This is a genomic window from Buttiauxella gaviniae ATCC 51604, from assembly GCF_001654835.1.
In the GTDB taxonomy this organism is placed as follows: Bacteria; Pseudomonadota; Gammaproteobacteria; order Enterobacterales; family Enterobacteriaceae; genus Buttiauxella; species Buttiauxella gaviniae.
In genome coordinates, this window is record NZ_LXEP01000044.1 from 57,733 (window position 1) to 69,403 (window position 11,671).

General features: G+C 48.9%; 10 protein-coding genes. 8 read left to right on the forward strand and 2 right to left on the reverse strand.

The annotated features are described in order from the left end of the window. The first annotated feature begins 68 nt into the window (after positions 1-68). The 6 genes from M977_RS21305 to M977_RS21330 all read left to right on the forward strand — a co-directional run bounded on the left by M977_RS21305 (position 69) and on the right by M977_RS21330 (position 7,227). Entirely contained in the window at positions 69-2,711 is a 2,643-nt protein-coding gene (locus M977_RS21305; RefSeq protein ID WP_064518748.1) for a YdbH family protein, read from the forward strand. Then, positions 2,708-2,908 (forward strand): YnbE family lipoprotein, encoded by a 201-nt coding sequence (locus M977_RS21310; protein ID WP_064518749.1) that lies wholly within the window; start codon positions 2,708-2,710, stop codon positions 2,906-2,908. Before M977_RS21305 ends, M977_RS21310 begins: the two co-directional genes overlap by 4 nt. A 5-nt stretch (positions 2,909-2,913) precedes the next feature. Further along, positions 2,914-3,237, forward strand: a complete 324-nt coding sequence (locus M977_RS21315; protein ID WP_064518750.1) for a YdbL family probable chaperone protein — start codon at positions 2,914-2,916, stop codon at positions 3,235-3,237. Positions 3,238-3,427: 190 nt separating this feature from the next. Beyond that, positions 3,428-3,727: a hypothetical protein gene (locus M977_RS21320; RefSeq protein ID WP_064518751.1), complete on the forward strand. Its 300-nt coding sequence runs from the start codon at positions 3,428-3,430 to the stop codon at positions 3,725-3,727. A gap of 626 nt (positions 3,728-4,353) precedes the next feature. Then, a complete protein-coding gene (locus M977_RS21325) occupies positions 4,354-5,739 on the forward strand; it encodes a diaminobutyrate--2-oxoglutarate transaminase (RefSeq protein ID WP_064518752.1) in 1,386 nt (461 codons plus the stop codon). 18 nt (positions 5,740-5,757) lie between these two features. Then, entirely contained in the window at positions 5,758-7,227 is a 1,470-nt protein-coding gene (locus M977_RS21330; protein WP_064518892.1) for a pyridoxal phosphate-dependent decarboxylase family protein, read from the forward strand. A gap of 515 nt (positions 7,228-7,742) precedes the next feature. Here M977_RS21330 and M977_RS21340 read toward each other — a convergent pair. Further along, positions 7,743-9,077 carry an aminotransferase-like domain-containing protein gene (locus M977_RS21340; RefSeq protein ID WP_064518754.1) on the reverse strand — a complete coding sequence of 445 codons (1,335 nt, stop codon included), beginning with the start codon at positions 9,075-9,077 and terminating at the stop codon, positions 7,743-7,745. Between the two features lie 114 nt (positions 9,078-9,191). On the opposite strand from M977_RS21340, the gene M977_RS21345 reads away from it, so the two are divergent. After that, entirely contained in the window at positions 9,192-10,082 is an 891-nt protein-coding gene (locus M977_RS21345; RefSeq protein WP_064518755.1) for a DMT family transporter, read from the forward strand. Next, the gene (locus M977_RS21350) at positions 10,046-10,720 is read left to right on the forward strand and encodes a dihydrodipicolinate synthase family protein (protein ID WP_074392092.1); all 675 of its coding nucleotides are present in this window, start codon (positions 10,046-10,048) and stop codon (positions 10,718-10,720) included. The genes M977_RS21345 and M977_RS21350 overlap by 37 nt, the downstream gene beginning before the upstream one ends. Before the next feature lie 157 nt (positions 10,721-10,877). On the opposite strand, the gene azoR is transcribed toward M977_RS21350, so the two are convergent. Beyond that, positions 10,878-11,483: an FMN-dependent NADH-azoreductase gene (gene azoR / locus M977_RS21355; RefSeq protein WP_064518757.1), complete on the reverse strand. Its 606-nt coding sequence runs from the start codon at positions 11,481-11,483 to the stop codon at positions 10,878-10,880. Between the last annotated feature and the right edge of the window lie 188 nt (positions 11,484-11,671).

Consider the following 11,671-nt stretch of genomic DNA (forward strand, 5'->3'; position numbering starts at 1 on the left):
GCAAGAATGATCGCATATGTTGTTTAAATGGGCACATAATTGTCGCAGAATCAGGATATTAACCACCCATGAAGGGTAAATACAAAGCCATTATTGCGTTGGTACTAATACTCATTCTGCTGCCGTTAACGCTTCTGATGACTATAGCCCATTGGCTGCCAACGCTTGCCGGTATCTGGCTGCCGCAAGGGACACGCATTGCTATGGAAGCCAGCCCACGATTTACGCGTGGTGCGATAATCGTTCCTGATTTGCGTTATCTTGCCGGAGATTGCGAACTGGCGACGATAAAAGATGCCACTCTTAGCCACCCCAAACGCTGGCGCATTCACCTTGATACGCTCAATCTTAACGTTGATTGCCTGAGTAAAATTCCTCTCGACGAATCTGGCCCAGCCGCACCGCGCACTTTGGCCGAGTGGCAATCACTGCTGCCTGAAAGCCTGCTTACTATAGATAGGGTCAATGTAACGCCCTTTCAACAGTTCTCGGGGGGGTTACGTTTAACGTTAACGCCGCAGCGGCAAACGGTTCATTACCAAGGCCCATCGCTCAGCGTTGATGCTCAGCTAAACGGTCAAATGCTCGATCTGCAAAAGTTGAAAATTCAGGCGTTTGCGGGCATGGACCCGCTGGAACTTGTCGGCACCGTTACCTTACCTCCACTTACCGATGAACTGCCTGAACAGGGCCATCTCGCGACTAAATTACGCATTCCACAAGAGCCAGAATTAGTCGATGTCATTCTGAACTGGAACGATGATCAGGGTACATTCTCACTGAAGAACCCAGCTGCACCTGAGGCATTAATGACGCTGCCATGGACCATCAGTGAGAACATTTTTGAAGTCAATGGTGGGCAGTGGTTCTGGCCCTATGCTGGGTTCCCGCTGCGTGGTGGCATTGCTTTACGGATTGATGACTGGAAGCAAGGGCTGGAAAAGGCCTTAATCAGCGGGCGTATGAACGTCGTCACGCAAGGTAGCGCCGGGAAAGCTAACGCGGTGCTAAATATTGGTCCCGGTAAGCTCAGCTTGATCAACAGCTCCTTGCCGATGCAATTAACCGGTGAAGCAAAACAAGATGGCATGGTGTTTTACGCAGTGCTGCCGGGTGAAATTAGCGGGGCGATTGCCGATCCTAAATTATTGTTCCGTCCAGGCGCTCTACTGCGTTCGCGTGGGCGTGTCATCGACTCTATCGATGTTGACGAAATTCGTTGGCCACTGGCGGGAGTCAGTGTCACGCAACGCGGTGTTGATGGGCGGTTGCAGGCGATAGTTCGCGCACACGAAAACCAAAGGGGTAATTTCGTGTTGCATCTGGATGGCAAAGCGAATGACTTTTTGCCAGATGCTGGGTTATGGCGGTGGAAGTATTGGGGCAAGGGTGAGTTTACCCCGATGCAGGCAAAGTGGGATGTGCGTGGGCAAGGAGAGTGGCGCGACAGCGTGATTGAACTTAGCTCGCTTTCTACCGGCTTTGATAAGCTTGAGTATGGCTCATTGCTGGTCACTGAACCACGTTTGAAACTGGAGAGGCCTTTACACTGGCAGCGTGCGCAAACAGCTCCTACTTTTGACGGCGCGTTTATCCTCAATGCGGGAGAAACGACTTTCAGCGGTGGCAGTACGTTACCGCCGTCAACATTAACCTTTAGCGTCACGGGCAAAGATCCTTCTTCATTCCAGTATAAAGGTGACCTGCACGCAGGGAGTATTGGCCCGGTACGTGTGAGTGGTCGCTGGGATGGTGTGCGCCTGCGCGGTAATGCGTGGTGGCCACAGCAAGGACTGACAGTATTCCAGCCGCTTATCCCCGCTGACTGGAAAATGACTTTAAAAGATGGCTCGCTCTATTCACAGGTGGCCTTTTCCGCAGCCGCAGGGCAAGGGTTTGAAGCCGGTGGCCATGGCGTGGTGAAAAGTGGCAGCGTCTGGATGCCGGATAACCAAATTAACGGTGTCGACTTTGTGCTGCCATTCCGCTTTGGCAACAGCACATGGCAACTGGGAACAGACGGCCCGGTGACCTTGCGTATCGCGGAAGTTAAAAACCAGGTGACCTCGTCGAATATCACTGCTGACCTCGAAGGCTGGTATCCGTGGAGTGACACGCAGCCGTTGACGCTCAGTAACGTGAATGTCGATATTCTGGGCGGCAAAATGCGTGTGCAACAATTACGCCTGCCGCAACGCGATGCAGCCTTGCTACGCTTAGAAAATATCTCGTCGAGCGAATTGATTACTGCGGTCAATCCCAAGCAGTTCACTATGTCCGGGCGTGTGAATGGTGCCTTGCCGCTGTGGCTTAACCATCCACAATGGATCATTAAAGATGGCTGGCTGACAAACCCGGGGCCACTGACATTGCGGCTGGATAAAGATATGGCTGATGCCATTGTTGAGAACAATATTGCTGCAGGTGTTGCAGTTAACTGGCTGCGTTATATGGAGATTTCTCATTCCTGGACAGATATCAATTTAGATAATCTTGGCGTGCTAACTTTGCGGGCGAATGTGCGGGGCACAAGCCAGGTTGAAGGGAAAAGGAATGAAGTGCGGCTGAACTACAGCCATCAGGAAAACCTCTTTACGCTTTGGCGCAGCCTGCGTTTTGGGGACAATTTGCAATCCTGGCTTGAGCAACATACCGAACTGCCGGATGTGCGCTGCCAGACTCGCGATAAAGCTTGTGAGGAAACACAATGAAAATCGTCATCGCTATGCTCCTGGTGCCAGGGATTGCTGGGTTAACGGGATGCACGCCGCGTATTGAAGTCGCGGCGCCAAAAGAACCTATCACCATTAATATGAACGTGAAAATCGAGCATGAGATTCATATTAAAGTAGATAAAGACGTTGAAACGTTGCTTAAAAACCGCAGCGATTTGTTTGGCCAGGAGTGAAGCTCATGAGCAAAATCGTTAAGAGTGTTTTACTGGCAAGCATCTTATTTAGCCAACAGACATTGGCATTAACCCTGTCGGAAGCACGCCAGCAAGGGCGAGTGGGAGAGACATTAAGCGGTTATGTTGCGCCAATCAAACAAGATAAAGAGACGCTGGCGTTGGTGAAAAGCATTAATGAAGCGCGGGCGGAAAATTATCAGAAACTGGCAGACAGCAACAATATCTCAGCAAACCAGGTCGCAGAATTGGCCGGGCAGAAGCTGGTGGCAAGAGCACAACCGGGTGAGTACGTGCGCGGCATTAACGGTCAATGGATGAAAAAATAACCCGTGACACAAGGCGCTGGGCTACACTGAAGTTGCTTTGATGACATGGATTGTACACGCATGTATTAGCTATCCCGTTGTTCTGAAATCCGCTCATTTACCTGTATGCGTGAAATAGTATAGGGACAAAAAGCCACTCTTTTATTCCGTACTATGGATACAACTAAGGGTACTGGATGAGGAACAACTGATGAAAAAGATTATTTTGACCGTAGTGCTATCTCTGGTTACCACAGCGGCGTTCGCGCAATTAACGATGAATTCTGGCGCAAGTAATACGAGTTCAGGCAGTTCATCGAGCAGTAGCCAGCAAACAGGCACAGTCGACTTGCTCGGCAGTGATACGGTTGCCGGCCTTGGGACTAGCGATACCGTGGCTGGTCTTAGTGGGAGCGATTCGCAAACTATCAACCCTACATCTTCATCCTCGCCAATGCCGGCTTTTGGGCACACGGGCAACCTCAGGCAACCTGGTTCAATCCGTCATTAAGGAAAAAGTGGATCAGCTGTTGTAGAGCATCAAACGGTTACCAACCAGTGTCTTACGAGAAAGGATGAATGCTGGATATTAACGTAAGGTTGTAACCGTCATACTTTTGAATGTAGGTCTCGTTTAGACGCTATTAACGTATATTTATATAGCATCTGAAATAAAAAGCTTATTTTCTCAGCAGGTTAATTTAAAACCAGTGATTGGTTTTTATTCTATTTAAAATATTCACCCTATATTTTTTAAGTACATTTTCAATTAAGAAAAAAGGCCCTCATAAAGTGTCATATCCGTTAAGTAGGATTTACGTGACAGTACCTGTTTGCATCTCATACTGAAAGTGCGCGCATTGAATCATTTGGCTGTAAAAATGTAAATATGCGAAGTTAATGACCACTCAAAAGCAAATATACAGCACAAGTGGCTGTAGTGTAGATAACGCACTGATTTTCATAAAATAAGTACAAGATAAAAACATTAGGGCAACATACAGACATTCACAAAATAAAATATTGAGTAGAGAGTAAAAAGAACCTATATTGACGGCGTTTTTTACATGGTGCTCAGTTTTTCTACATTCATTAATTCAACTGCCAAATTAACGAACCGGCAGCTGTGGGAGAGATATGATGACGGATAAAGTCCGTATTGATAGTTTAGGTGCAAATTCATTCAATGGTAACAATGAAACCTATTTGGCGCGTCAAGCTGAATTTGAATCGAATGTCAGAAGTTATCCACGTAAATTGCCTTTAGCAATTGCGCAGGCCAACGGTGTTTGGATCACTGATGTTGAGAATAATCAATATCTTGATTGCTTGGCCGGTGCGGGTACGCTTGCTCTTGGGCATAACCATCCTGACGTGCTGCAAAGCATCCAAAATGTCATTACCAGCGGCTTGCCGTTACATACACTGGATCTTACAACTCCGTTGAAAGATCAGTTTTCTGAATATCTTCTCTCTTTATTGCCTGGTCAGGGTAAAGAATATTGCCTGCAATTCACCGGTCCATCCGGTGCGGATGCAGTTGAAGCGGCACTGAAACTGGCTAAGAAAGTTACCGGTCGTTCAGGCATCATCAGCTTCTCCGGCGGCTATCACGGCATGACTCATGGCGCACTTTCCGTAACAGGTAACCTGTCACCGAAAGAAGCGGTTGATGGCATGATGCCTGAAGTTCAGTTTATGCCTTATCCGCACCTGTACCGCTGCCCGCTGGGTATTGGCGGTGAAGCTGGCGTGAAAGCATTAACTTACTACTTCGAAAACCTGATCAACGACGTTGAGAGTGGCGTGCGCAAACCTGCGGCAGTCATTCTGGAAGCGGTTCAGGGTGAAGGTGGCGTGAATCCGGCGCCTGTTGAGTGGCTGCAACGTATTCGCAAAGTCACCAAAGAACACGGTATTCTGCTGATCATCGATGAAGTTCAGGCTGGCTTCTGCCGTACTGGTAAATTGTTCGCCTTCGAACATGCTGGTATCGAGCCGGACATCATTGTTATGTCTAAAGCGGTTGGTGGTGGTTTACCACTGGCTGTTCTGGGTATTAAGAAAGAGTTTGATGCATGGTCACCTGGCCACCACACCGGTACTTTCCGTGGTAACCAACTGGCGATGGCAACCGGTCTGACAACTCTGAAGCATCTGACCGAAAACAAGATTGCTGACAAAGTTGCAGCACAGGGCGAGTGGCTGAAAGGCCAACTGGCTGAGCTGCAAAAACGTTACCCGGTCATTGGCCAGGTTCGTGGTCTGGGCTTGATGATCGGTATTGAGATCGTTAAACCAAACGAAGCCAAAGATCATATGGGTTGCTACCCAGCTGATGCTGAGTTGTCCGCATTGCTGCAGAAAAACTGCTTCAAAGCAGGGCTGATTCTGGAGCGTGGTGGCCGTAATGGCGTCGTGCTGCGTCTGCTACCATCTTTGCTTATCACTAATGATGAGCTGGCTATTTTCCTCGATAAGTTTGAGCAGGCGCTGTTAGCGGCTGGCATCAAGCCTGTTTGAGTGGAGTTAATGACCTCGATGTCTGAATTAAATCCTATCCTGGCAGGCTCAGCGCAAAGCACTGAAGCCTACCAGCAGGCCATTGCACAGACCAGCGCGGCTGTTGTGCAATGGTTGCAGCAACCTGAGATGTATCAGGGTAAATCTGTTGCTGAACTGCGTGAACGCATTCAACTGGATTTTAATCCTCAGGGCCTGGGCAACCAGGTCGCTATTGAGCGTGCGATCGAATACTTCTTAAAAGACAGCCTGTCGGTGCATCACCCGCAGTGTGTCGCGCACTTGCATTGCCCAAGTCTGGTTATCAGCCAGGCTGCAGAAGTGTTGATCAACGCCACTAACCAGAGCATGGACTCATGGGACCAAAGCCCGTCTGCGACCATCATTGAGATGAAGCTGATCGAATGGCTGCGTGCTCAAGTGGGTTATCAGGCAGGCGATGCTGGCGTGTTCACCAGTGGTGGCACCCAGAGCAACCTGATGGGCCTGATGCTGGCTCGTGACGCGTTCTTTGCGCGCCAGGGCCACTCCATCCAGCAAGATGGCCTGGTCGGCAACCTGAAAAAGATTAAAGTCCTGTGTTCTGAAAACGCGCACTTCTCAGTGCAGAAGAACATGGCTTTAATGGGCCTCGGTTACCAGTCAGTGACGTTGGTGAAAACTGACGAATTCGCGCGTATGGATATTAACGATCTGCGCGAGAAACTGGCGCAGGCTCAGGCTAACGACGAACAGATCCTGGCGATTGTTGCAACAGCGGGTACTACCGATGCTGGCGCAATTGATCCGTTGCGTGAAATCGCCACCCTGGCAGCAGAGCACCAGATTTGGGTGCATGTTGATGCAGCGTGGGGCGGTGCGTTGTTGATGTCCGAGAAATATCGCGACTATCTGGACGGTATTGAGTTAGTGGACTCCATCACCCTGGACTTCCACAAACAATACTTCCAGACCATCAGTTGCGGTGCTTTCTTGCTTAAAGAAGCGCGCCACTACGAGTTGATGCGCTATCAGGCGGCTTATCTGAACTCCGAGTTCGATGAAGCCGCTGGCGTGCCAAACCTGGTATCTAAATCTTTGCAGACGACGCGCCGTTTCGACGCACTGAAACTGTGGATGGGTCTTGAAGCCTTAGGTCAGAAGCAATACGCCGCGATCATCGATCATGGTGTGACACTTGCACAAGAAGTTGCGCAGTACGTTACTGACGAGCCGTCTCTGGAACTGGTGATGAAACCACAACTGGCGAGCGTTCTGTTCCGTTTCCGTCCTGAGCAAATGGCTTCTAATAGCGACGCAGAAATAGCACTGCTGAACCAGAAAATTGGTGATGCGTTGCTGGACTCCGGCCGTGCAAACGTAGGTGTGACTGAGCATAACGGCGTGACTTGCCTGAAGCTGACTCTGCTGAATCCGACCGTTACGCTTGAGGATATTAAAGTCCTGCTGGCGTTGGTGGAGAAAACAGCACAGCCGTTAATTGGCTAAGTCGTTGGCTGAAGTGTAAGAAAATGGGCGGTGTGATACCGCCCATTTTATTTTTAACTCCCTTATAAAACCCGCATAGATAATCTGATTTCCATATATATAAATGTAATTACATTCATCAAAATTATTGGTTGTATTCGGGTAAACCCTAACCTATTGATAAGCGTTGATTGTTTTTATTAAATCGCACTAATTGCAAAAGAATATCCATAGGGTTAATATTGCCATTCATTTATTCCTGGACGGAATGAGATTTAACTTATCTCATTTATTGAGAGTGCCTGCGTTTCACGGATGATAACGTTATGATTATTCTTACAACGATCACTATTTTTATTTTGAAGATTTGCTATCCGCAATATGACTGGAATGGTTTGCGTAAACGTATTTTCTTTTGGTGGGCGATGAACTGCCTATTTGCATTTGCATTAGTGTATACAGAATGGTTTGGGCTTTCTTTTTTGGTTTCTTCTTTTTTATTAATATTTATGCTGCTGTAATTATTCTGTTTTTGTTCAGCGATATTGTTCATATTCAATGGTTTCACGCACGGTAATTAACGCTTGGCGAAGATTTTCTTCGCTCACTGAACCCAGAGCCAATCGAATGGCATGTGGCACGTTTTGTGAGGTGCTAAAAGGCTCTGCGGTGGAAATTGAAATATTTTTATCCAGCAGTCTGCGTACCACACTTTCTGCACGCACTTCTTCTGCCAGCGGCAGCCAAATAAAATAGGAGGCTGGATGACTGATGTACGCTAGCGGTGCAAGCAGCTCACGAGCCATGCTCTGACGTTTTTGGGCATCCTCCCGTTTTAGTGATTCCAGTCTGCTGACCGTACCTTCCTTTATCCAGCCACAAACAATACTCGTCATCAGCAATGGCGTGTTCCAGGTCGTGGCACGAATCGCACGTTCCAGGCTCGCATGGTAGCGGGGAGGGCAAACCACCGTTCCTACACGCAGCCCCGTTGCAATGTTTTTGGAAAAACCCGTGATGTAAATCGTCCGTTCCGGTGCAAAGCAGGCTAATGGTCGGGGTGCGTGGCTGACAAGGTAAGCGTAGGCAGCATCTTCCAGCAGCAGAAAGTCATATTCTCGGGCAATGTCGGCCAGATCCTGGCGCTGCACATCATCAAGAACCCAACCTAAAGGGTTATGCAAAGTGGGCATAGTATAAAGCGCTCGCACACGCCTGCGCTGGCACAATTTCCTTAATGCATTCAGGTCAGGCCCATGGGCTGAAACAGGAATCGCTTCCAGTTCGAGGTTAAACGTTACCGCAAGCGTTTTAAATCCTGAGTAAGTCAACGCATCGACAGCCACGACATCACCTGGCTTGAGAAGCCCCATGATGCTTACGGCCAGGCCATGCTGGGCGCCGTTTACAATCAGGATATCAGCGGCATCAGGCGTCATTCCTGTGCCTGCGAGATGTGTCGCTATTGCTTCCCGGTCGCTGTGTCTGCCCGCATGTGGCTGGTAACGAAGCAACGCTTCGAGGTCACCAGAAGTCGTAAGCTGGCGCAGCGCCTCGCGCAGCAGTTCAGTCTGTTCAGGAAGTGCGGGGTAGTTAAAGTTGAGATCAAGCATATCTGTTGCAATGCCTTGCTGATCAATACCGTGGCCGGTTGGCAACGATATTTCCCTGACAAAAGTCCCGCGCCCCGTTTCGCCACTGACCAGCCCCATGGACTCCAGTTCTGCATAAACCCGTGTTGCCGTCGCGAGCGATATGCGCTTTTCAGTCGATAACGCCCGGTGTGTAGGCAGACGTGTTCCCGCCGGTAATGTGCCTGACCGAATCGCCGTTGCGTATTCATCAACCAGCGCTTTATATCGTGCTTTCATTGAATGTATCCATGACAATATTTTGATTGTCATGGATTGTGGCGATTATCATCCACTCTGTCTATGAAACAAGAATCGTTGTTTCTCTTTTCTCCTGAGAGCATGAGGGTAAGTGTGGTCAATTCAGCAATGAGTAAAGCAAGGTCCGGAGCATTATCAGGATGGCTACACGGCCTGATTGGGGTAATTATTTTCAGCGGTTCTCTCCCTGCAACTCGTCTGGCCGTGATGGATATCAATCCATTTTTCCTGACCTTTATCAGAGCCTCTATCGCGGGCATGTTGGCGCTAATCCTTATTTTGATCTGCCGGGAAAAGCGTCCTCAGAGAGCACAGATTTTTTCATTGGTCATTGTCGCATTTGGCGTAGTTATCGGTTTCCCACTGCTGACAGCCGTGGCACTTCAATATGTAACATCTGCTCACTCCATCGTTTTTCTTGGCCTTTTGCCACTGGCTACGGCCATCTTTGGTGTTATTCGTGGTCATGAACGCCCACAGCTGGCGTTTTGGGTTTTTTCCATCATGGGGAGTCTGATGGTGGCGGGCTTTGCCCTTTATCAGAATGCCTCCCTGTCGATAACGGGGGATTTATTAATGCTGGCTTCTGTACTGGTGTGTGGGCTTGGTTATGCGGAAGGGGCGATGCTTTCGAGGGAATTGGGGGGCCGGCAAGTTATCAGCTGGGCTTTAGTTATTTCGCTTCCCTTTATGCTGATAGCGTCAATCATGACGATGCCGGACACGTTTAGTACTATTGGTGCTCAGGCCTGGATGGGGCTCGGTTACGTGTCTGTTTTTAGCATGTTGATTGGTTTTATCTTCTGGTACAAAGGGCTGGCAATCGGCGGTATCGCGGCGGTTGGACAGCTACAATTGCTACAGCCATTCTTTGGCCTGGCGCTTTCGGCGACACTGCTTCATGAGACAGTGAGTCAGCAAATGGTGATGGTGACTTTTGGAGTCATTTGCTGCGTGATAGGCTCTCGAAAATTCGCGCGTTAGCTATCGATACTGTGCAAAAGGCTGGAGTGAGTGGTGTGTTGCTGGCTCCATTGTCTTACCAGCCACTCAATGGCGACGAAGTTTACGAACTGTACCATCGCGTAACCCGTGAATTATCCATTCCACTTTGTGTTTATGACAACCCAGCGACCACCGGGTTTTCGTTTACCCTTGAACTGCTGATATCCATCGCCAGCATGCCGAAAGTAGGTTCGATAAATCTCGGGAATTTGCCGGGCGAATATGACGGTGCAACCAGGCAGATAGCCACAATACGCAGTAAAATTCCCGCCAGTGTAACGATTGGGATAAGTGGCGATGCTCATTCTGCTCGCGGCTTGCTTTGCGGTTGTGAAGTTTGGTATTCCGTTTGGGCCGGGCTATTCCCGCAATATTCACGCCTGATTACCTGTGCGGCTCAGGCAGGTGATGAAGTCAGAGTGAAGCAGCTTGATAGCGCACTTGAAGCACTGTGGGGTTTTTATCGCCGTTACGGAAGTTTGCGCGTGATAGCTACTGTTGCCGAACTACAGGGGCGTGTACAAACGCCATGCTTGCCTTTTCCACTGCGAACAATACAAGGTGAGGAAAGGGTGTTGCTTGAACAAAAATTGCTTGAGTTGAATTTTCTGGCATAAAGATTAAAAGCGGAAGTTGCTGACAAGGGATATTAAAGCGGTATTGAAAGGTGGATTAGCGTGAGCAAAATCCACCTTTTGTGGCTATGGCGTCGGATGTCGCTGGCGCGAGTCCGACTGACAACAAATGATTGCCATCAGCCTCGTTGTTTCGAAATCAGGCAGTAACAATACTATCAATTGCCGCTTTCGCGTCAGTTTGCGCTTTAGTCGCCACTTCTGGGCCGTAAGCAATACCTTCAGCAAATACATAGTTCACATCGGTAATACCGATGAAGCCCAGGAACAGGTTCAGATACGGAACCAACAGATCGGTTGGGGTATCTTTGTGAATACCGCCACGGCTGGTCAGAACCACAGCACGTTTGCCGGTTACCAAACCTTCTGGGCCTTTTTCGGTGTAACGGAAAGTCACGCCAGCACGGGCTACTAGGTCGAAATAGTTCTTCAACTGTGTTGGAATGTTGAAGTTGTACATTGGTGCATTGATAACAATCACGTCGTGAGCTTTCAGCTCAGCGATCAGTTCGTCAGACAGCGCCAGAGCTTCTTGCTGACGTGGTGACAGTGGCGCATCACTTGGGCGCAACGCACCGACCAACTCGCCATCCAGTACTGGAATTGGGTTAGCAGCCAGATCACGCACGGTAATCTCATCTGCGCTATGCTCTTCACGCCATTGCTCTACAAAATAGTCAGACAGCTGATTTGACTGTGAGTAACCTGCCAGGATGCTGGACTTCAGGACTAATACTTTGCTCATGGGTGATTCCTTTGTTGTGTTCATTCGGGACTGATTGCCCGTTCGCTGTGAAGTACTTTATTCACAATCCGATTGCAGTGATAGCGCAATATATCGAACTCAATGTTCGATTTTATTGAACAAGGCGTCAAAAGGCGTGATGTGCTAATCTAGCGCTAATTGACGATACAGACTTACCAGGCAGTGCG

Coding starts and splice junctions, on each gene's coding strand:
- M977_RS21305 (WP_064518748.1), top strand. CDS start 69: ATGAAGGGTAAATACAAAGCCATTATTGCGTTGGTACTAATACTCATT.
- M977_RS21310 (WP_064518749.1), top strand. CDS start 2,708: ATGAAAATCGTCATCGCTATGCTCCTGGTGCCAGGGATTGCTGGGTTA.
- M977_RS21315 (WP_064518750.1), top strand. CDS start 2,914: ATGAGCAAAATCGTTAAGAGTGTTTTACTGGCAAGCATCTTATTTAGC.
- M977_RS21320 (WP_064518751.1), top strand. CDS start 3,428: ATGAAAAAGATTATTTTGACCGTAGTGCTATCTCTGGTTACCACAGCG.
- M977_RS21325 (WP_064518752.1), top strand. CDS start 4,354: ATGATGACGGATAAAGTCCGTATTGATAGTTTAGGTGCAAATTCATTC.
- M977_RS21330 (WP_064518892.1), top strand. CDS start 5,758: ATGTCTGAATTAAATCCTATCCTGGCAGGCTCAGCGCAAAGCACTGAA.
- M977_RS21340 (WP_064518754.1), bottom strand. CDS start 9,077: ATGAAAGCACGATATAAAGCGCTGGTTGATGAATACGCAACGGCGATT.
- azoR (WP_064518757.1), bottom strand. CDS start 11,483: ATGAGCAAAGTATTAGTCCTGAAGTCCAGCATCCTGGCAGGTTACTCA.